The following is a 19,516-nucleotide window of genomic DNA, read 5'->3' on the forward strand; positions in this document are numbered from 1 at the left end:
TCGAAGTGTGGTTCTGAACAATTTTACCAAAATCAAGGTGAAAATCCCAAAAAAATGACTTAGTTTATTACGTCTATTCTCATTTCAATATGTCGGTCGGTACCTCGTGAAGATTCCATAGAATGATGATGAACAGAATTGATATCCCCCATGCAGTAAGGGGGTTCCTATGATGAATGTAAAGGATGATGAACATGATGAAGTTGAAGAGGATCGACCATCCATAATGCCAACTATTATGAAACGAAATTCCATCTACCCATAAAGTGATCATTTCATTGATGCAATAAATCAATACCCACAACAATATGTAGAAGAAAATATTAATTTTCTTTTCTGGGAAATTCCCCAGATAAATCAAGATCGTTGCTGGATATTTAATTACCATAACGAATAAAGATATATGGGTGTGTGTAAAATCCATCGCGTTTTCCATATGGAATGATTCATATTCCCACTTTGAATAGTCATGGAATAGAAACTGATACAACAAATCACCAACAATAAAGAAAAGTATAGTGGGATAATAGACTCTCCAATTCTTCCAATCCCCCCATTTCCATGCGGCAACGATATAGATGATAAAATACAATATAAATATCAGCATATACAACACTCTTTCCCTAACAATATTACCATTTATTAACATATTTCAATATAATATATGAGTGTTCAAATGCGCCTTATTAAATAGGGTCTTTATAACCACTTTGTACTATTTTCAATCTTATTGTTAAATCTCTGATTCTTTTGGATAATACTAATGGTAAAATTCTATAAGTTGGAGTCATGGAGTCATGGAGTCATTATGATCTTATTACTTTTGACGTGTTTGATTTTTACTGTTGCAGCATTTCTGATCCCGAAGAGGATGTTGAAAATTGAAATGTATGTAGGTTCTTGGTTCGCTTTATACTTTGCTTTATTGGCAGATTCTGTACTTGGTGGCAGATATGAATTATATGCCTATTTCAAGCCAGGGGTCCATTACATTGATTTTCTCGTTGCTTTCGTTACCTATCCAGCGATCTATATCATATTTCTCAATCTTTTTCCATTTAAAAAACCACTTTCAAAAAAAGTGATTTACATAGTCGGCTGGTCAATTTTTGCAATCGCTTATGAATGGTTTGCATCATACCATAGCCAGATGTTCAATTATACTGGCTGGGAAACGATTTATTCCGTTCCAATATACCCTATCCTATACGGTGTACTTCTTGTGAATTTCTTTTTTATTAGACATTTTATTGAAAGTCCAAAAAGGATTTTCAAAAATTCTCTGACCAAAATCGACGTTTATGGCACCGTGTTATTCACGTTATATTGGGCACTTGTTATGGATGCGATCTTAAAAGGGAAATATAAATTTTTTCATTACATCAAACCAGAGGTGCACTGGTCTGATTTTCTTATCCGAATTAGCTTTTATCCAATTTCAGCTCTGGTTTTCCTAACATTCTTCCCAAAGGCAAAAATATGGTGGATGCAAATTGGATACCTGGTCGGTTGGCCACTTATAATCGTTTTTTGTGAATGGGTTGCTTTACAGATTGGAATCGTCCATCATGATAACTGGAGCTTGCACCTATCCTATATAAAATACTTGATATTCTATCTATTCATCCTTATGAATTATTTGTTGATGGAGAAATTGAATAGGAAATCAAAAAGGACAGCTTACTCTTAAGCTGTCCTCTTTCTTTTTAGGAAGTTTAACAAAGCCTTATATTAAAAATCATTCTCACACACTTGCAGCTTGCATCCATTTTTTCAAGATTGTCTTTTCCTTGGAATCATCGAGACATGCATCTGACAGCGTTCTGTTTTCCTCCATGAACCAATCGTGTGTGTCTTTGATCGTTTGCTCAAATGGTCTGAAGGTCAACCCCTCTTTTATCGCTTTAAAATTGTTGAGTCCGATATCCCCGTTTGGAGCTGGAAGGTGTTCGGCTATCGGATATGTTTCAGGAATCCATAAAGGCATTTCTACCCACGGAGCCACATTACAGCGTTTCAAGAAGGATTCAGATACCCAGGTGATGTCCGCTTTGTTATTGAAAAGGAGTCTGCCTTTTTCAAGAAAAGTTTCCATCATCAGTTTCACGTCCGGCCCGGCCGCGTTATACGTTCCGACGATCTGCTGTTCAACCATGTAGATCGTCCATTCCGCAAGGTCCCGGACATCAATGAATTGAATCTTCCGGTCAGGTCGTCCTGGTGCGAGAATTTCACGATTTTCGGCCAATCTCATCGTCCAGTATGTGAATCGGTCAGTAGGATCATATGGACCTACGATCAGTCCAGGCCGGATGACAAGACCGCGTCCTTCCATTTCTTCATACACGACCTGTTCACAGTGGTACTTCAAAGGACCATATGTTTCACCGGTTACCTCATCCATTTCGCTGATTGTTTTTACTTTTTCGGCTGATAATGTCAAAACCGCTGCTTCTTCATCCACATGATCTTCATTGATGAAATTCTTATAGACGGAGGCGGTCGAGATGAAAGTATAGATTTCAGTATTATCAACAACTGCTTGTACCGATTTTCGCACCGTTTCTGGATGATAGCCGCATGTGTCGATGACTGCATCCCATTTCCTGCCACTGATCAAGTGACTATCCTTCATCCTGTCCCCCTGGATCCATTCAAGCTCAGGAAAGACCTCCCGATTCGTACCCCGGTTGAAAAGTGTCACATTGTTGCCCTTATTCAGTGCCGCTTCAACGATATGCCTTCCAACAAACTTCGTCCCGCCAATCACTAAGATATCCATTCCTTACACCTCCATTTGATTATTAATAATCTAAGGTGCATATAAACGTATGTATAAGGGGCTGACCCAAAAGACAAGTTTCAGACACCTCCAACACAACATTTTGTTATCAAAAACACGCTTTTTCCCAAAGTGTTGTTAAGTTCGGAGAGACTCAGACACTTATGAGTCAGCCTCTTGGAAAACGTCATGATTGGACTGTTTGTTTTTCAACCCTTCCGTAATCTCTTAGGAGTTTTAGTTTTTCATAGGTCAAGATCCCTGTCCATTCATCCTTGGCTTTTGACCAATCCTGTTCGTACTGTCCCCATTCCCAATTCGGATGCCATGTACCGTCAGATTGCTGTTGCTCGATGATATAGTCAAGATTGTCCTCGACCTCTTCCTTCATATCCTTATAAAAAGGTGAATCAGGACGTGCGGCTAACTGGACTGGCTGCATACCGTAATTCGACCATTGTTCACGTTTCAGATCGACTAATTCAGGAATATGTTCTCTTACTTTTTCAATGATCATATCTCGATCGGTTGCACTCAATTCATCAGCAAGCCTTAGGTAGCAAAAGGTTTCGTGCATACTTCTAAGTGTATCGAGCTCCATAAAATACGTGAGGGATCGTGATTTCAGATTTTCTCGTATTTCCTCCGGTGAGCAGTCTTTATAGCGTAATAGATAGCCTGTAAGTTCTGCATTCGGATTTCCCCATGCCTCTTCCACCATGACCCGCTCATTTTCATGATCATAATGCCACCACGGTGCATGAGGTACATCGTTGACTTCCGGCGGTACCGCATGCCAGCGCCCTTTTTCCTGATCGTAGTTTTCAAGAAGATAGTTCATTGCATCCTTGACCATAGGATGGTCGCCAGGAACCTCTAACTCTTTGAAAATTTGAAAGGCTATCGATGTCGACATCGGCGACGAAATCTCCAATCGAAAATCGGGTTCCATCCGGTTTCCGAAACCACCGTCAACATTTTGATAGCCTTTGAGTGCCTTCAAAACGTCTTCTTTCGATCCGTTCTCGAAGTGATATCGGTATAACGCTTTTTCAAGTTCCCGGCCATTATCTAGTAGATATTTTTTTGCGCGATCAAACGATTTTTCATCCAAGTATTTCATCAAATGCTCCTCCTTCTAACGAAAATATGTTCTGTTTAAAATTTCGTGATGGAGGTGTTTTCTCCTTCTTTTATGAGCAGGATATCTATTCAGACACTTCTTTTAATGGTAAAATATGGTTGCGAGGAAGGAGATATAAATGATGTTTGATATAGAAAGATTGAGGAGCGCGATTATTTTTCTTGGGATTTGTGTATTGCTTGGTTCTTGTACAAATGCGAACTCAAACTCGAATAATACGAGCTATGTACCGGATTATAGTTCGGATGATAGCGCACTATGGGAAATTAAAATGGAGTTGGAGGAATTGATCAGGAATATGAATATGTTAACCAATAAATTAGGTGAGAAATCTGAATGAATGACAAAATAAAAACGAATCCGATTGTATTCCATTACAAATAATGTCTTCTGTGCCCGCAAAGTGTATTGTTTAGACTTTTGTGATACTCTTTCAAATGACCCTTATTCAATCTACTTCCTTACCCATGCGTCAGTGTCATAACCACGGACCTGCCAGTAGCCCAAATGCGGACTATCGGTCAACTCGACCCGCACAAGCCATTTAACCGCTTTATAAGCATACATTCTCGGAACTATCAGGCGAACTGGACCACCATAATCAGATGGGATCAGTTCCCCGTCCATCAGCATAGCTACCATGACATCATCCATTTGGGACTGATCCAACGTAAGTGCATCTGTGTATACCCCATCCCCTGAGTAGAACTTTACATATTTCGCTTCTTTCCTGACTACCGCCTTTTTTAAAAGATCTTTCAACGGTATTCCTTCGTATGTGACCTTCCGAACTGACCATCCAGTGACACAATGGAAATCGCTGACCTGTACTTTCCGCTTCATTTTAACAAAGTCTTTCCATTTGTACTCGACCGGTTCATCGACCAAACCATCAATTGTAAATGACCAATTATCATTATTATACTTCGGAATCTCAGTGACGGTATAAACCCGGAATCTTCCTTCATAACCTCCACCTTTAGGAGGATTGGAAGCAGGTAAAGGGGGTTGGTGGAGGTATCATCTGATTCTTATCGTTGGAAATGACATTTTTCAACGACTGCCCCCCATCATCCATCACTTGCTTCAACCATTTGAAAAAGGAAGGCCCGATGAACACGACAAAAGCTGTCCCTGCAACCATTTGAATGAACCCTCTTCTAGAAAGAGGGATTTTCGGTTTCCCGTCCTCATTATCCAATTGTACGATAGGGTCTCGCTGCTTCTGGACCCAACGAAGCCTTGTAAGCGAATGATAGAGTATTACTGGGAGACCGATCCAAGTAAACAAATCATGGATGAATAACGAAAATTCCGCTGTGGTTTCTGAAATCGATTTTTCAAAGGTAAGTGCCAATCCAGTGACCGACCAGATGATAATGAACGTCAATATCGTAATCAGGTTCAACCTTTTCCCAGTCTGCTTTCGACTAATAAAATGCTTTTTCAAATAAGGAAAATAGAGGATTAACACCACCATCGAGGCAATGCCGACACCGATATGGACTTGTTTAAGAATGACACGGACTGGTGCTAGAAATCCCCTCATTGAAGGAAGGAACAATAAAATACCGCTTACCATCAAAAAAACTATGATCCAGCCATTGTAAGTGTGTAGCTTCTTCAACTTCTTCCACAATGGACTCCACCCCTATTCTTGGTCAGTTTCATAAACCGGGAGTGTGAACCAGAACGTGCTTCCATGATTGATTTCACTTTCGACCCCGATTTCACCGCCATGCATTTTCACGATCGACATCGCGATTGAAAGACCCAATCCTGCGCCCCCGTGTAAAGGGTTTCTTGATTTTTCAACTCGGAAGAACCGATCGAAAATGTGGTATTGATTTTCTTTGGCAACCCCTTGACCTTCATCAGATATTTTTATCATTAGATAACTATCGTTTTGACAGCTTGTCTGGATCGCAATTTTGCTCTGGTTTTTCGAAAAACGGATGGCATTTTGAAGGAGATTGACGAAAACACGCTTAATTTTTTTAGGCATGACAGCAACAGCTGGCAGTTTTTCTGACAGTGATACCTCTACTTCAATCTGCTTTTCTTCCAATTGGATACCGAGGTGTTGGAGGGTTTCCACGATCAAACTGTCGATATGGTATGGTTCAGGCTCGAACATTTCGGAACCAGAATCGAGCTCGGACAATTGGAACAGATCATTTATCAAATAACTGATCCGGTTTGTTTCAAGCTTGATCGTTTCCAAATAACGTTCATACGTATCTGTCTCATCTACTACCCCATCTTGCAAAGCCTCGACAAACGATTGGATGGAGGCTAGCGGTGTTCGTAAATCGTGTGAAATATTAGCCACGAGTTCTCGTCTCGATGCTTCTGCTTGCTTCAACCTCGTAAAACTTTCTTCTAGCTGCTCATTCATCGTATTGATATTGGACGCTAGCTGTTGGAATTCATATGGACCGGTGACAGGCACTTCCCCTTTGAAATTCCCTTTTGCTATTTCCTTTGTCTTAGCAGTGATTTTCAAAAGGGAGGTTTGAATCGGACGAGTGAGAATTGAATGCGCAATAAGCGAAATGATTCCAGATACCACTGTCACCGCCGTTAAAATATATACCGTTTCATTCGACAGGAACATCCTCATATAACTGAAGATCAGAAACAAAAGGATTATTCCAATACTGATGCTGCTCACTAGTAACAGTTGTGTACGCAGCTTCATTGCTTTTCGGTCCCTTCAAATTTGTATCCAATTCCCCATACGGTTTTGATGTATGTGGGTTCAGAAGGTTTCGGTTCTATTTTTTCACGGATTCGTCGGATATGGACGGTTACGGTTGTGGTATCCCCGTAGAAATCGATTTCCCAAATTTTATTCAATATCTGGGTTCTAGAAAATACCTGGTTTGGATGGCTTGAAAGCATCCAGAGCAGCTCAAACTCTTTTACGGTGAGGTTAATTTCCTCTCCATTTACCAATACCAGTCGTTTTGACGGTTCAATCTGCAAGCTTCCATACATCAGGCTCTTGGGGTTATCCGATTGGCTGCGATTTTCTCCAATTTTCATCCGATGGAAAATCGATTTGATTCGTAGTACGAGCTCTTTTGGGCTGAAAGGTTTCGTCATATAATCGTCCGCCCCGATTGTCAAGCCAAGAATGCGGTCCATTTCCTCTCCACGTGCCGTCAGCATGATGATGGGAACGTCATCATCCATACGGATTTCTTCACAGACCTTCCAGCCATCTTTTTCAGGCATCATTAAATCAAGGACGATGAGGTCTGGTTGTTCAGTACGCCACTTCCTCAGCGCTTCAATTCCATCTTCCGCTGTGAGGACTGTGTAACCGTCACGTTCCAAATAGCGCTTCGATACGTCCAAAATATTTTTCTCATCGTCAACGACCAGAATTTTTGCCATGGGTACTGCTCCTATTCTTGATCCCGTTTATTTCCCCATCAACATAGCGTATCCGAAATCTTCATCGAATGACTTGCACCAGATGACGACCTTGTTATACATACTTAAATCCGTACCTTCAGGGACCTTATAGTTTTGATTTCCTTTATTCCCTTTCAAATTCCCAAGCTCGATTCCCTCTTTTGTGTTTTGTCCTTCTTTTGTTAGATATACGTATAAATCTGGTCCGTTCGTGACTTCGAAGTCTTCGAATCGTAAATATAAGCCGTCCTCTGCATCTGCAGTTTTCACCATTCCGCTTGCCATATGCTTATCATCCGCATCTTCAAAGGAACCGCTGTACATCATCATCTTGTCCATCATTTCCTTATCTTCATCACCGCCCATGTTTCCTGAAGACTTTTCATCCATCTCTTTGTCGTCCATGTTTTCGTTCGTTTCTTCAGTGTGCATGTCATTATCTTCCATTGATTCTTTTCCAGAAGTCGGTGCAGCCTCATTGACTTCTTTGTCCAAAAACAGAGGCGAGCCCAACCACCAGGCGATTCCTAAGATTCCTGCAATCACAACACCGACAATGATTTTCTTCATATACTTCCACCTCTTCCTATAGGATTGATTCCATCATAGAAAACAATCCTTAGAAAACACTAACGAAAATCTTAAGAAAGTATTAACGATTCAGTTGGAAGGACATTTATACAGCCGACCATCGATTTTCCGTTTTAACGAATTAATGTATTTGTGGAAGAATCCGATGACTGGCCCCACACTTGCAACGACAATCAATGTTCCAATACCGACTGGTCCACCTGCGATCAATGCAAGCATAAGAATGAATGATCCTGCAATTGTTTTAGCTACTGCCAAACGGAAACCATAACGTTTATGAAGGGCGATCATCGTACCGTCAACAGGAATTAAAGCTAAGTTCGAATGCAGATAGATTGAGATTCCTAATCCAAGCATCAAGAGACCTGATCCAAGAACGATAGCTTTCAGCATAAATCCGCTTGGCTCCCAAACACTCCAAAGCGTAAATAACCAAAAATCGATGAAGATTCCTGTTATCATGGCCGTGACAATCGCAAAATAAGACGGTTTCGCTTTCTGGATCATAGCATTGAGGAATACGAGGATGATTCCTCCGATAACTTCCCAGCTTCCTACCGTCAAACCGAAATGATGAGTTAATCCCACATTCAATGCATCTAATGGAGAAGCTCCCAATCCCGAAACGATGGTGGCACTGATCCCAAGTGTCAAGATAAAAAGACCGATGATAAAAAAGCTGATGTTCTCAAGGGTTTCTTTCACAGATCTCCCCTCCTTTTCCAAGATGTCCTATTTTTATATTTTACTAGAGGAAAATGAATACAGACAAGCATTGTGACTGGTTCTCCAAGTTATTATTCTTTTCAATACACTCTATCTTTCTATATGATTAGTAGTAACAAATATAGGAGGGGGATGTACATGAAAAAGCATATCGATGATCGCGAGGTACATAAGCAGTTTTATAACGAAATTTTCGAAACGATGAAAGCAGAGCCTTACGCACAATTCCTCGGCATCGAACTGGTGGAGCTTGGGGAAGGTACTGCAACAGCAGAGATAGACGTAAAGGAGCATATGTTGAATACCCACAATACAGTTCATGGCGCAATCACATTCGCACTTGCCGACTATGTATTCGCAGCTGCGTGCAATTCATATGGTAAAACGTCAGTCGGACTGTCGACGACCGTCAATTTCATGGCTGCTGGTCAACCGGGCTCTAAGCTTAGAGCAACAGCAACGGAAGAAAAACGGAATCACCGTACGTCTTGGTATAACATCCGTGTAGAGAGTGATGGAGAATTGATTGCGACAATGGAAGCACTTGCCTATCGCAAGAACCACTATTTTGTGCCGATTGAGGAAATGGATGGAGAGTGAAAATTACGACGGACTGTAGAAATCCTCGAAATAATTTGAGTTTTCACCGATATATTTTGAATTTGCACCGATATAACTGATGCAAAAAACGTAAAGAAAAATTGGCAAAGCCAAGCCTTAGCGCAGGCTGAGTCTTAGTTGCCCTTATATTGAAGAAAGTATATATACTTTCTTTAAATGCAAAAAAGCTGATCCCAAAAATGCTGCCGGGTCACACAACATGAGTATAAACTGGATGATTAATGAGCTTATGTTGTAGTGGCCGCGGAACAGCATTTCATAAAAGGATCAGCCTTATTACATTATATGGATCTTTCCAGCATTCGTTCGAGGGCGATTTTAGCAAATTGTGCCGTTTCCTTGTCAACGCTGATTTGATTGATCACTTCGCCATCTGCAATTGATTCCAATGCCCATAATAAATGCGGGAGATCGATCCGGTTCATCGTCAGACATGGACACATATTCGGATTCAAGGAGACAATGTTTTTATCCGGATGTGTCTGAATCAAACGGTTGACGAGATTCATTTCTGTACCGATTGCCCATGATGAACCAGTTGGCGCATTTTCGATCGTATCGATGATTTTTTTCGTAGAGCCGTTGATATCTGATGCTTGCACGACATCAAATGTGCATTCCGGATGAACGAGTACCGTTACCCCTGGCATTTTCTCACGTACTTGTCGGATATTTTCCATTGTGAATTTTTCATGGACGGAGCAATGTCCTTTCCAGAGAATGACACGAACGTCGTCGTCCTGCCCTTCGCTTTCCAAGACATTCGAAATCGGGTCCCAAACTGCCATCTGATCAAGCGGAACACCCAAATCATATGCCGTATTCCGTCCAAGATGCTGATCCGGTAAAAACAGGATGCGCTCCTTTTGGGTCAACGCCCATTCGACCATCGCTTTTGCATTGGAAGACGTCACAGTTGCACCGCCATTTTTCCCTACAAAGCTCTTGATGCTTGCAGTTGAATTGACATAGGTTAGCGGGATGATTGTGTCCCCGAACGTGTCCTGAAGCATTTCCCATGCCTTTTCAGTCTGGTGGATGTCCGCCATGTCTGCCATGGAACAGCCGGCTCTCATGTCCGGAAGCACCACAATCTGTTCGTCACTCGATAAAACATCTGCTGTTTCAGCCATGAAATGGACCCCGCAAAAGACGATGTATTTCGCCTGAGCATTTTCAGCTGAAAGCTGCGCAAGCTTCAAAGAATCGCCCGTATCATCCGCAAACTGGATCACTTCATCCTTTTGATAATGATGCCCTGGAAGGTACAGTTGCCCTCCCATTTGCTGCTTGATCGCTTCGATCCGCGATACCATTTCTGATTCGCTCATTTGCCGATAACGTTCTGGTAATCCGGCTGTCTTTGTCTGCAAAATATCCAATACGCCCATCTTCTAATCGACCTCCAATTCGAGACTGATGTCCAAGCCTTTTACTGAATGCGTCAACGCCCCTAATGAAATGAACTGTACACCACAATCCTTATAATCCGCTAGTGTATCAAGGGTGATGCCGCCTGATGCTTCCGTTGCGATATGATCCGGAACAAGCTCCACCATTTCCTTGATCTCAGACGGTGATCGGTTATCGAACATGATGATGTCCGCTTTCGCTTCTACAGCAGCCTTCACCTGTGCAGCCGATTCCGTTTCGACTTCGATTTTTGTCATCGGACCCAGCGCCTGTCGAACATGCTGGACGCCATTCTCTATACTGCCGAACATGGCGATGTGGTTATCTTTGATCATAACGCCGCCATCAAGTGTCAGCCTGTGATTCACTCCGCCACCGCATCGTACGGCATACTTTTCGAACATCCGTAAACCTGGTGTGGTCTTCCGGGTATCACAAATTTTGATCTCAGATCCCTCTACGAGCTTGGTTGCATGATGCGTCATTGTCGCGATCCCCGACATGCGCTGAATCAAATTCAGGATGACCCGTTCCCCTTCTAAAATCGAAACGACAGGACCTTCCAAAGTAGCGAGCGTTTCCCCTTGTACCAATGACGCACCGTCACGCACATGAAATTCTACTTTTATTTCTTCAGATATCAAGTTGAAGCCTTCCCGTACGATCTGCTCCCCTGCAAAAATACCCTCTTCTTTCATCAACAAACGCCCTGTTCCTATTTGATCAGATTTGAACAAGAGCTGGCTTGTAAGATCGGCTGTAGCGATGTCTTCAATGAAAAACCGCTCAAGCTCCTGCCGTAGTTTCAACCGGTTCATAATGTTCCTTCCTCCTCTTCACTCTGCACTGCTTCCATTTTTCATGCTGATCCGGATAATCAGTCCGATAGTGGCTCCCACGGCTTTCTGTTCGTTGTAATGCTGATTCCGCCACTAACCACCCGACTAGTACTTGATTATGTTTCTGTATTTCTTCTACACTTGGAATCTCGCAAATTCTAGTGATTCTTAAATATCGTTTGAAATGTTGGATCGCTTTCTTCAATCCATCTTCATTCCGTTCAATGCCGATATACTTGTTCATTATTTCACGTATATGTTCATACGATGGTGAGTCAGTTAATACCTCTATCCCTTGCCAATTGACTCTTGTATTTGAAGGAGCTGATCGTTCAGAGCGTATCGCCTTGGCCAGCCTGTTTGCGAAGACGACACCTTCGAGCAGCGAATTGCTCGCAAGACGATTAGCCCCATGCACCCTTGTGTTCGCTACTTCACCGACTGCAAATAGACCGTCGACTGAGGTACGTCCGGAAACATCTGTTTCGACGCCGCCCATTGTAAAATGAGCACCAGGTGCAACCGGAATCAAGCCTTCTTCAATTGAAACCCCATTTTCCCCGCATAAATTGGTGACTGTGGGGAACTTTTTCTGAAAATTGGTGATGCTTCGGATATCAAGAAAGGTCTTCTTCCCATTCCTTTGCGCACGGTATAAGACTCGGGAGACAACATCACGTGGTGCTAGATCTTTTGAAGGATGCTCGTTGTCCATCAACCTGTTTCCTTCCTCATCCACTAAAATGCCTCCTGCACCGCGGACGGCTTCTGTTACAAGCCCTAGGCTCTTTCCTTCGTTCACCAACAATGTCGGATGGAACTGGATGAATTCCAGATCAGACAATTCCGCACCAGCTTCATAAGCGAGTGCAATTCCATCTCCAGTTATCGTCGAAGCATTCGAATTAACAGGATACAATCCCGATAAGCCTCCTGTGGCGAGAATGACAGCCCCAGCAAAAGTGGCAGTGATTTCACCATTAGCATCCATGCTCCATACCCCGCAGCACCTGTTGCCTTTCACGATCAATTTTATGGCCGTTTCCCCTTCGACCACGAGATCCTTTTCTGTGATCCTCTTTTTCACCGTATCGATGAGATGACGACCTGTTGCATCGCCTCCGATATGAAGAATTCGAGCACAGTTATGGGCACCTTCTTTTCCAAAATCATATGTCCCATCTGATTTCCGATCGAATTTGACACCCAGCTCCACCAGCTTTTGGATCATTTCAGGGCCTTCTGTAACAAGGTGTGTCGTCGCAATCGTTTCATTATGGAAGCATCCAGCCTGCAATGTATCAAGAAAATGATCGTACCAATCATCCTTTTCCTGTATGGCAGCGGCTATCCCGCCTTGTGCTAAATAAGAATTGCAGTCTTCTAATCTATTCTTTGTGAAAATCATCACATTCTTGTGTAAAGAAAGAAGCTCTGCAGTCATTAACCCAGAGAGTCCGCTTCCGATGATAAGGACATCCGTCTGTCGCGTTTTCATAAAAGGACCTCCTGATTTTGGACATCGCAAATGTTTACATATGTCTTGACACCTATATTTACATAAAATTAAACTTATAGCAAGAAGTTTTCTTAGGAGGATGTTTATGATTTATATGGACCATGCCGCTACGACACCTATGTCTGAAGCAGCATTACGTGTTTATTGTGAAGTTTCAACCCGATTTTACGGGAATTCATCAAGCTTGCATGACGTGGGTAGTGAAGCTCAAATTCTGCTTGAGGAATGCCGTAAGCAACTCGCAAACTACTTCAACGGAAGTCCAGAAGGGATTTATTTTACAAGCGGCGGATCCGAAAGCAATCACCTTGCAATCGTTTCCATGGCGAGAGCGAATGCCTCAAAGGGGAAGCATCTGATTACGACTGAAACAGAACATGCATCAGTCGCCAATACCTTCGCCTTTTTAGAAAACGAAGGATTCCGGGTAACGAAAATACCTGTCGATCCTACTGGACTGGTCGATGTTGCAGCAATTCGCGAAGCAGTGACGGAAGATACGATCCTGGCAAGCATCGGTCACGCCAACAGTGAAATTGGAACGGTTCAACCCCTGAAGGAAATCGGCCAACTTTTAAAAGCGAATGGGGTCTTGTTTCATAGCGATTGTGTACAAACCTTCGGAAAAGTTCCGTTTGATTTAAAAACAATCGGATTAGACAGTTTGTCGGTATCCAGTCATAAAGTGTATGGTCCAAAAGGGGTCGGTGCATGTTATATTGCTCCGGATGTATTGTGGAGGCCCTCCATTCCAGGCTCTACGCATGAAAAAGGGTTCCGCGCTGGAACAATCAATGTGCCGGGGAATGCTGCGTTTGTTACCGCCGTTGAAGAAATGATGTCGGAAATCTCAGAGTATGAAGGTCACTACCGTATGTTGCGGAAAAAATTCGAGGACTTCGCAAAATCTGATGAGCGGATCACGATTGAAGGCCATCCAATTACGCATCTTCCTTCGATCATCGGCTTCCGGGTAAAAGGAATGGAAGGACAATATCTCATGCTTGAACTTAACCGGAAGGGCTTTGCTGTCTCGACGGGTTCAGCATGTTCTGTTGGGAAACAATCGCCTTCGAAAACGATGGTTGCTATCGGGCGGAATCCTGATGAGGCGCGTGAACTCGTGCGAATATCCTTTGGAAAAGCGACAATGGAAAAAGATGTGGAAGCATTAGTTGCTGCCCTTCAAGGGATTGTTATGAGCATGAAAACGGTCTGAAACTCTCTAAATCTAATCCCAACAATTTTAGAGGACACCAGGAACCTTATTTACCAAAAACCTGGGGAAATCGGCTACTTTTTACCCAAATAGCGGAACAGTTGTCCTCTAATTTTTTTCAGGTACATCAGAAATAAAAGGTTGTCCAGAAAATGTACTATTCTCCGAACTTAACAACCCGTTGATCTATCTTATACTCATCTATTTTCATTGTAATGGAATCGTTCCGCCAGCTTGTGAATAGCGTGCATAGAACTCTTGCAGGAACTGGTTCGCAATTAAGGTATCATGTATGATCAGCATATTTTCGTCATTGATGTCATTGCCGTTCGTGCTCCAGTTGGTCGAGCCCACAACAATAGTCGGATCACTTGAAGAATCCGCATCGATCAACATCGTTTTACTATGAAGCTTGCGGGTTTCAGCGTCCACATAGACCGGAGCTGGATTTCCCCATCGGATATTCGGATTGTTCTCACTTGTTTGAGATGCTGTCCGTCCGGTCATCTCAATGCTTGCAGACCACCACTGGTTCCAGAAGCTACTGTCAAAAACACCTTTGACATCAAAGCCTGTCAAAGTCCCTTCAAGATCGTTGTAAGAACCTTCCCACTTGTACTTCAGTTCATCGACCAACGTTTGATCCGACCAGGCAAAAATCGTGAAATATGCACTGTCATGCGCTTCATTTTTCACAAGATCACTCATCTTCCCGATCGCATCATCTCCTGAAGAAAAATAAACTTCCACAGTTTTTCCGCCTATTGTGACCTCGTGTGGTGTATTATCCGTTTTACGAGGACCAAGATTAGCCTCTTGAGGAGAAGGGTTTATTGTTGTACTTCCCCACATCTCATTGAATTCCGTTTCATAAACAGAAGCCAATTCCGGCGAATGGGTTTCGACGACGTGCTGTTGATTTCCGTCAAGAACATCATTAGCCATGTTTTCTTCAGAACCATAAAGTCCTGTAACGGTAAAGTTCCAACTGCCTGTGAAAACCCATCGGTCATCGATAATCGCAAATTTATTGTGCATTTGATTTCCAGGAGAATAGTATGTTCCGTCTGTCTTCTGTTCAGCATCGACAAATAAATGGCCAGATGTTTCAGTTGATCCTACTGTCGTCGTGACAAAAGGATAATCTTCTGGCGATGCAGGTAATCCGTACTCACTTCGCCTGGCTTGATCCTCCACGGCAAACATAGGCGAGTCTGAGAAAATCGTGATATCATCCGCTGTACCTATTTGCATATCATTACCGCGAGCCATTTTTTCCAAGTAAAGACGCATTGTTTCAAAGCGTTCAGCATAATGCGGATCTGTTGCATCCTTCGCGTCCGCCACCACCCGCACTTCAACTCCTTCAGCTGCCTTGTTGGTCAGAGCGTCTACTACATTCGGTAGGTTGATTTCATATGTAGCAAAGTCAATACTGGTTGTAGCCTGGTTTATCCGGTTAATCAAACGGTCCTCAAGATTCACATTATAATTTGCTTCATTTCCTGAGTTTGCATACCCTAATAACGCGCACTTGTTGAAATAAACATTGATCGAGCCAATTGTTTCCGAAACATTATTCAGTTGCTCGGTGGTCGAGTCACAAGACGAAGAGCCATTTTCAACTCCAGAAGCAGGTGTGCCATATCCTCCACTGTATGTAGAGGTTGCAGTAGTCCAGTTGGAAGCTGTTGTCCCGCTTACGGATTCGTCAACCCGTTCCATCGTCGCTTTCGTATCATTATTCCCTGCATACCAATCATCCACAGAATCTACTGAGGTGCCGGTATTATCCTTTAATGCCAGTATTTCATTGCTGTTGCCGAGGGCTCCACTGTAAATCAAGTCTGCCTCAACATCTGATACAGTACTGTCATCTGTCCTTTCCAAGAGATAGTACCCATTCGCAGGAAGCGTGCCGGATAAAGAAATGGAAGGCGTACCATCAGCAGCATCAAGCGTCCATCCTTCCAGTGAGATATCACTCGTAGTAGGATTGTAGAGTTCAATCCACTCATCATTGTAACTTCCCGTTGTCCCCATCCAAGCAATTTCATTGATCACGACATCACCTGTGGTTGCAGCCGATGCTTTTTGCCCTTCCGAAATCGGATTTAGGAAACTAGCCGTAAGCGCTGTCATTAAAACTACTTGTAACCATCTTTTCATCGCTCGTTGCCCCATTTCAATAATTTTTGTATTAAAAGATTACGATTCTATTAAATACAAAAACGATAAAGGGTACAACCGAATTTCATGAAGTTTTTGTAAAGTTAGGCCTTATCTCATAGATGGTTGTCCAAACCGTTCACACCCTACTACATAAGATATATATGACTATTCATCGGAAGAAGGGAATGATGAAATGAACCACCAACCTAATTCGCCGATCCAACCTTTCTTTGCGAATTCCATCGCAAAGAGTGGAACGCATTTATTAAAGCCATTATTAGAAGGTATCCCATCCATAAAGCATCAGGCTTTCATTTATCCAGGACTCATTCAACAACTCGACGAGCACATGAAAATCCTATCTTCGATGCCTGCCAATCATTTTGCGAATGGCCACCTTCATTACTCTCCTCAATATGCTCAATTGTTCAAACAGCTGAAGATGAAACAGATTTTCTTATACCGTGACCCTAGAGACATCGTTGTTTCCTATGCTTACTTTTTCATGAAGTTCAAGGGTCAACCGTACGAGCGTTATTTCAGAGAGAACAATATGAATGTCAGGTCCAGATGTCTGGCATTGATCAATGGATTCAACAACTCTTACGCACATCGATCGAACATAAAGCAGTTCTATGAGCGGTTTCTGGGCTGGATGTCTGAGGAAAATATTCATCTCGTCACTTATGAAAGTCTTGTCCATTCAGCAGAATCCCAACGGAATGAACTGAAAAAGATCCTCCGATTTTTGGATATTGAAAAAAGACCGATCAAGCTCGATGAAATTGTAAGAAAAATGCAAGCGAATGTGGATCCAGCAAAATCCCCTACATTCCGTAAAGGACAAGCAGGCAATTGGCAGCAAGTGTTTGATGAGGAAATGAAAGCACAATTCAAAGCAGTAGCAGGCGATCTGTTGATTCAATTAGGCTATGAAAAAGATCATGATTGGTAGTGTTTTCATAAATTTTATAGATACCGCTATGCTTTTGCACTTCGGAAAGGGAGTGAATTTCGAAGGAATCAACACCATTCTTCAACAAAGCCATCTATTAAAAAAACCTCTTTGAAAGCTTCTTTCAAAGAGGTTTATCTTTTACACTTAAAGAAAGTATTAGAATACTTTCTTTAGTATAAGTACACAAGCTGGTGGCTACGGAAGCAATACACCGCACAAAGAAAAAGCAATTGCTTTTTCGAGGAACTAATGGCTCAGCCTACGCCTAAGGCTTGGCTATGCCAAGTTTTCTTTAGCAAGTTCTATTTGGTTGTTCAGATAATAAAAATAAGGTCTTTTTCAAATAAAAGTACACATTCTGGAGTTTCAAGGTTGTCCCTTCGATCCGATCGACTTCTTTTTCTGTTGCAACCGTGATCGTAACTTTTGCGTCTCCATTGCTTTCAATCGTCCCGTACATCTTGTCTGTCGTAAAATATACGGTTCTTCCTTCACTTACCTGTGAACATAAATCTTCGAATGATTGAATATAGGTTTTTCTTTCGCTTTCCAACAATGTTTTGTTCATCTGAGCAAAACGTTCTAAACCAATGTTCAACATTCTCCCCCCTTCTTGCTATACTTGTAGAATAACAGAAATCGAGGCGAAGTTATTGTATAAATTGACATAAATCGCATCGAACTAAAGAAATAGTGTTATAGAAACAGACCTTTCTATCCATAAGAAAATGGATTTCAGCTCATTTACATAACTATATTACTATAAAATACCTATATAAAATTACATCGTTGTTTGTGTTATTATTTTTTCAGAATAGATGTTCTTTTCGTTTATAAACGGTATAATGATAATAATTTATATTCGACAGAAACCTCTCTGGTTTTTGTCTTTAAGGAGACACGAAGTTGGAATTGAAGAAATACATCCCGTTCCTATTACTCGTCGGACTCATTATTTTCCTGATTCCTTATAGTATCCCGCTTGTATTGGCTCTTTTGACTGCTGTACTTTTAGAGCCTTTTGTGAAGCTGTTGATACGTTCGTTTTCACTCAAGCGTGTGTGGAGTGTGGCGATCACGTTCACCCTCTTCCTTGCATTGATGGCACTTGGGTGTTATTGGGCTGTTACCACCCTAGTTGTCCAGATTATTGAAATTACTGAACAGCTACCGGAGTATGCGCAATATATCTTTGAAAACGTTGAAGCCCTTATTTTCCAATTGCAACAATATTATCAGGAGATTCCACCTGAATATGTTTCTACAATCCAGGATGCATTGAATGATCTTCGTCAATTTTCAGTCGACTTCCTATCCAATATCGCTAATGGTTTAGTTGGATTTCTAACAGCTGTTCCAGTTCTGCTCATCAAGCTTCTTATCTATTTGGTGAGTTTGTTCTTAATCAGCCTGGATCTCCCAAAAATTCATGCCGGGTTTCTCAACATGTTTTCAGAGGAGGCGAAAGAAAAGGTGCAGCTGGTACTCAAACAGCTCTCATTCGCCTTTGTCGGTTTTCTCAGAGCGCAGGTAATCTTGAGTTTTCTTACTTTCATCATCGCGTGGGTCGGTCTTCTGATCCTCGATGTAAAATACGCCTTACTCCTTTCACTGTTGATTGTGCTTGTAGATATCCTTCCGATATTAGGAACAGGTTCATTTCTCGTACCCTGGGCCTTATACAACCTGTATGTCGGTGACCAACGATTAGCCATCGGATTGCTCGTCCTCTTCTTGTTGATTACGATCTTCAGAAGGATTATCGAACCTAAGATTCTTGGATCGAGTCTGGGAATCAGCGCATTATCCGCATTGGCCAGTCTTTACATTGGATTTGCGTTGCTGGGCATAGTCGGTTTGATCATCGGGCCAGCACTAGTAATTATCATTAAATCCCTTGTCAAAGCTGGATTCCTGAACGTGAAAATTGATTTTTAAGAGGTTGACCGTAGTTTTGGTCGATCTCTTTTTTACATTGGCTATTTTCGCAAACTTTGTTGCTCTTGCACTTAAAGAAAGTATAAAATACTTTCTTCAGTATAAGGGCAGCTAAGGCTCGACCTACAAAAGGCTTGGTCTCGCCAAGTTTTCTTTAAAAGTCGTTGATTT

General features: G+C 42.1%; 20 protein-coding genes. 6 read left to right on the top strand and 14 right to left on the bottom strand.

Annotated elements, in window-relative coordinates:
• Positions 1 to 79 precede the first annotated feature (79 nt).
• The gene (locus ACTWQL_RS15255; RefSeq protein WP_443143289.1) at positions 80 to 607 is read right to left on the bottom strand and encodes a CBO0543 family protein; all 528 of its coding nucleotides are present in this window, start codon (positions 605 to 607) and stop codon (positions 80 to 82) included.
• 201 nt (positions 608 to 808) lie between these two features.
• Here ACTWQL_RS15255 and ACTWQL_RS15260 point away from each other — a divergent pair, with 201 nt between their 5' ends.
• Positions 809 to 1,690 carry a CBO0543 family protein gene (locus ACTWQL_RS15260; protein WP_443143290.1) on the top strand — a complete coding sequence of 294 codons (882 nt, stop codon included), beginning with the start codon at positions 809 to 811 and terminating at the stop codon, positions 1,688 to 1,690.
• 54 nt (positions 1,691 to 1,744) lie between these two features.
• Here the strand turns inward: ACTWQL_RS15260 and ACTWQL_RS15265 are convergent, their stop codons facing one another.
• Positions 1,745 to 2,782, bottom strand: coding sequence for an NAD-dependent epimerase/dehydratase family protein (locus ACTWQL_RS15265; protein WP_443143291.1), 1,038 nt, complete (start codon positions 2,780 to 2,782; stop codon positions 1,745 to 1,747).
• 187 nt (positions 2,783 to 2,969) lie between these two features.
• The gene (locus ACTWQL_RS15270; protein WP_443143292.1) at positions 2,970 to 3,905 is read right to left on the bottom strand and encodes a hypothetical protein; all 936 of its coding nucleotides are present in this window, start codon (positions 3,903 to 3,905) and stop codon (positions 2,970 to 2,972) included.
• 142 nt (positions 3,906 to 4,047) lie between these two features.
• Between ACTWQL_RS15270 and ACTWQL_RS15275 the strand changes: the two genes are divergently transcribed.
• Positions 4,048 to 4,266, top strand: a complete 219-nt coding sequence (locus ACTWQL_RS15275; RefSeq protein WP_443143293.1) for a hypothetical protein — start codon at positions 4,048 to 4,050, stop codon at positions 4,264 to 4,266.
• Between the two features lie 113 nt (positions 4,267 to 4,379).
• On the opposite strand, the gene ACTWQL_RS15280 is transcribed toward ACTWQL_RS15275, so the two are convergent.
• The 6 genes from ACTWQL_RS15280 to ACTWQL_RS15305 all read right to left on the bottom strand — a co-directional run bounded on the left by ACTWQL_RS15280 (position 4,380) and on the right by ACTWQL_RS15305 (position 8,645).
• Positions 4,380 to 4,814, bottom strand: a complete 435-nt coding sequence (locus ACTWQL_RS15280) for a molybdopterin-dependent oxidoreductase (RefSeq protein WP_443143294.1) — start codon at positions 4,812 to 4,814, stop codon at positions 4,380 to 4,382.
• Between the two features lie 91 nt (positions 4,815 to 4,905).
• Positions 4,906 to 5,565, bottom strand: coding sequence for a hypothetical protein (locus ACTWQL_RS15285; protein ID WP_443143295.1), 660 nt, complete (start codon positions 5,563 to 5,565; stop codon positions 4,906 to 4,908).
• A 12-nt stretch (positions 5,566 to 5,577) separates the two neighbouring features.
• A complete protein-coding gene (locus ACTWQL_RS15290; RefSeq protein WP_443143296.1) occupies positions 5,578 to 6,627 on the bottom strand; it encodes a sensor histidine kinase in 1,050 nt (349 codons plus the stop codon).
• Positions 6,624 to 7,328 (bottom strand): response regulator transcription factor, encoded by a 705-nt coding sequence (locus ACTWQL_RS15295; RefSeq protein WP_443143297.1) that lies wholly within the window; start codon positions 7,326 to 7,328, stop codon positions 6,624 to 6,626. The genes ACTWQL_RS15290 and ACTWQL_RS15295 overlap by 4 nt, the downstream gene beginning before the upstream one ends.
• A 27-nt stretch (positions 7,329 to 7,355) precedes the next feature.
• Positions 7,356 to 7,919 carry a DM13 domain-containing protein gene (locus tag ACTWQL_RS15300; protein ID WP_443143298.1) on the bottom strand — a complete coding sequence of 188 codons (564 nt, stop codon included), beginning with the start codon at positions 7,917 to 7,919 and terminating at the stop codon, positions 7,356 to 7,358.
• 90 nt (positions 7,920 to 8,009) lie between these two features.
• Positions 8,010 to 8,645, bottom strand: a complete 636-nt coding sequence (locus tag ACTWQL_RS15305; protein WP_443143299.1) for a YczE/YyaS/YitT family protein — start codon at positions 8,643 to 8,645, stop codon at positions 8,010 to 8,012.
• Between the two features lie 153 nt (positions 8,646 to 8,798).
• Between ACTWQL_RS15305 and ACTWQL_RS15310 the strand changes: the two genes are divergently transcribed.
• Positions 8,799 to 9,266 carry a PaaI family thioesterase gene (locus tag ACTWQL_RS15310; protein ID WP_443143300.1) on the top strand — a complete coding sequence of 156 codons (468 nt, stop codon included), beginning with the start codon at positions 8,799 to 8,801 and terminating at the stop codon, positions 9,264 to 9,266.
• A 302-nt stretch (positions 9,267 to 9,568) separates the two neighbouring features.
• On the opposite strand, the gene nadA is transcribed toward ACTWQL_RS15310, so the two are convergent.
• The 3 genes from nadA to nadB are packed head-to-tail and all read right to left on the bottom strand — an operon-like array spanning position 9,569 to position 13,037.
• Positions 9,569 to 10,678 carry a quinolinate synthase NadA gene (gene nadA, locus ACTWQL_RS15315; RefSeq protein ID WP_443143301.1) on the bottom strand — a complete coding sequence of 370 codons (1,110 nt, stop codon included), beginning with the start codon at positions 10,676 to 10,678 and terminating at the stop codon, positions 9,569 to 9,571.
• Positions 10,679 to 10,681: 3 nt separating this feature from the next.
• Complete coding sequence (nadC, locus tag ACTWQL_RS15320; protein ID WP_443143302.1) at positions 10,682 to 11,518, bottom strand: carboxylating nicotinate-nucleotide diphosphorylase; 837 nt, start codon at positions 11,516 to 11,518, stop codon at positions 10,682 to 10,684.
• Complete coding sequence (nadB, locus tag ACTWQL_RS15325; protein WP_443143303.1) at positions 11,487 to 13,037, bottom strand: L-aspartate oxidase; 1,551 nt, start codon at positions 13,035 to 13,037, stop codon at positions 11,487 to 11,489. The genes nadC and nadB overlap by 32 nt, the downstream gene beginning before the upstream one ends.
• A 106-nt stretch (positions 13,038 to 13,143) precedes the next feature.
• Here nadB and ACTWQL_RS15330 point away from each other — a divergent pair, with 106 nt between their 5' ends.
• Positions 13,144 to 14,277: an IscS subfamily cysteine desulfurase gene (locus ACTWQL_RS15330; protein WP_443143304.1), complete on the top strand. Its 1,134-nt coding sequence runs from the start codon at positions 13,144 to 13,146 to the stop codon at positions 14,275 to 14,277.
• A 207-nt stretch (positions 14,278 to 14,484) separates the two neighbouring features.
• On the opposite strand, the gene ACTWQL_RS15335 is transcribed toward ACTWQL_RS15330, so the two are convergent.
• On the bottom strand, positions 14,485 to 16,446 hold the full coding sequence (locus ACTWQL_RS15335; protein ID WP_443143305.1) for a phospholipase D-like domain-containing protein: 1,962 nt from the start codon (positions 16,444 to 16,446) through the stop codon (positions 14,485 to 14,487).
• Positions 16,447 to 16,642: 196 nt separating this feature from the next.
• Between ACTWQL_RS15335 and ACTWQL_RS15340 the strand changes: the two genes are divergently transcribed.
• On the top strand, positions 16,643 to 17,404 hold the full coding sequence (locus ACTWQL_RS15340) for a sulfotransferase domain-containing protein (protein WP_443143306.1): 762 nt from the start codon (positions 16,643 to 16,645) through the stop codon (positions 17,402 to 17,404).
• A gap of 295 nt (positions 17,405 to 17,699) precedes the next feature.
• On the opposite strand, the gene ACTWQL_RS15345 is transcribed toward ACTWQL_RS15340, so the two are convergent.
• A complete protein-coding gene (locus ACTWQL_RS15345) occupies positions 17,700 to 18,008 on the bottom strand; it encodes a hypothetical protein (RefSeq protein ID WP_443143307.1) in 309 nt (102 codons plus the stop codon).
• 305 nt (positions 18,009 to 18,313) lie between these two features.
• Between ACTWQL_RS15345 and ytvI the strand changes: the two genes are divergently transcribed.
• Complete coding sequence (ytvI, locus tag ACTWQL_RS15350) at positions 18,314 to 19,345, top strand: sporulation integral membrane protein YtvI (protein ID WP_443143308.1); 1,032 nt, start codon at positions 18,314 to 18,316, stop codon at positions 19,343 to 19,345.
• Positions 19,346 to 19,516: the final 171 nt, after the last annotated feature.

This window comes from Pseudalkalibacillus sp. R45, from assembly GCF_052246725.1.
GTDB lineage: Bacteria > Bacillota > Bacilli > Bacillales > Fictibacillaceae > Pseudalkalibacillus.

Bases quoted from the DNA above. Each gene is read 5' to 3' on its own strand.
- ACTWQL_RS15345 (WP_443143307.1), bottom strand. From the start codon at position 18,008: ATGTTGAACATTGGTTTAGAACGTTTTGCTCAGATGAACAAAACATTG.
- ACTWQL_RS15330 (WP_443143304.1), top strand. From the start codon at position 13,144: ATGATTTATATGGACCATGCCGCTACGACACCTATGTCTGAAGCAGCA.
- nadA (WP_443143301.1), bottom strand. From the start codon at position 10,678: ATGGGCGTATTGGATATTTTGCAGACAAAGACAGCCGGATTACCAGAA.
- ACTWQL_RS15275 (WP_443143293.1), top strand. From the start codon at position 4,048: ATGTTTGATATAGAAAGATTGAGGAGCGCGATTATTTTTCTTGGGATT.
- ACTWQL_RS15260 (WP_443143290.1), top strand. From the start codon at position 809: ATGATCTTATTACTTTTGACGTGTTTGATTTTTACTGTTGCAGCATTT.
- ACTWQL_RS15310 (WP_443143300.1), top strand. From the start codon at position 8,799: ATGTACATGAAAAAGCATATCGATGATCGCGAGGTACATAAGCAGTTT.
- ACTWQL_RS15270 (WP_443143292.1), bottom strand. From the start codon at position 3,905: ATGAAATACTTGGATGAAAAATCGTTTGATCGCGCAAAAAAATATCTA.
- ACTWQL_RS15255 (WP_443143289.1), bottom strand. From the start codon at position 607: ATGCTGATATTTATATTGTATTTTATCATCTATATCGTTGCCGCATGG.
- nadC (WP_443143302.1), bottom strand. From the start codon at position 11,518: ATGAACCGGTTGAAACTACGGCAGGAGCTTGAGCGGTTTTTCATTGAA.
- ACTWQL_RS15340 (WP_443143306.1), top strand. From the start codon at position 16,643: ATGAACCACCAACCTAATTCGCCGATCCAACCTTTCTTTGCGAATTCC.
- ACTWQL_RS15300 (WP_443143298.1), bottom strand. From the start codon at position 7,919: ATGAAGAAAATCATTGTCGGTGTTGTGATTGCAGGAATCTTAGGAATC.
- nadB (WP_443143303.1), bottom strand. From the start codon at position 13,037: ATGAAAACGCGACAGACGGATGTCCTTATCATCGGAAGCGGACTCTCT.
- ACTWQL_RS15265 (WP_443143291.1), bottom strand. From the start codon at position 2,782: ATGGATATCTTAGTGATTGGCGGGACGAAGTTTGTTGGAAGGCATATC.
- ACTWQL_RS15290 (WP_443143296.1), bottom strand. From the start codon at position 6,627: ATGAAGCTGCGTACACAACTGTTACTAGTGAGCAGCATCAGTATTGGA.
- ACTWQL_RS15335 (WP_443143305.1), bottom strand. From the start codon at position 16,446: ATGAAAAGATGGTTACAAGTAGTTTTAATGACAGCGCTTACGGCTAGT.
- ACTWQL_RS15295 (WP_443143297.1), bottom strand. From the start codon at position 7,328: ATGGCAAAAATTCTGGTCGTTGACGATGAGAAAAATATTTTGGACGTA.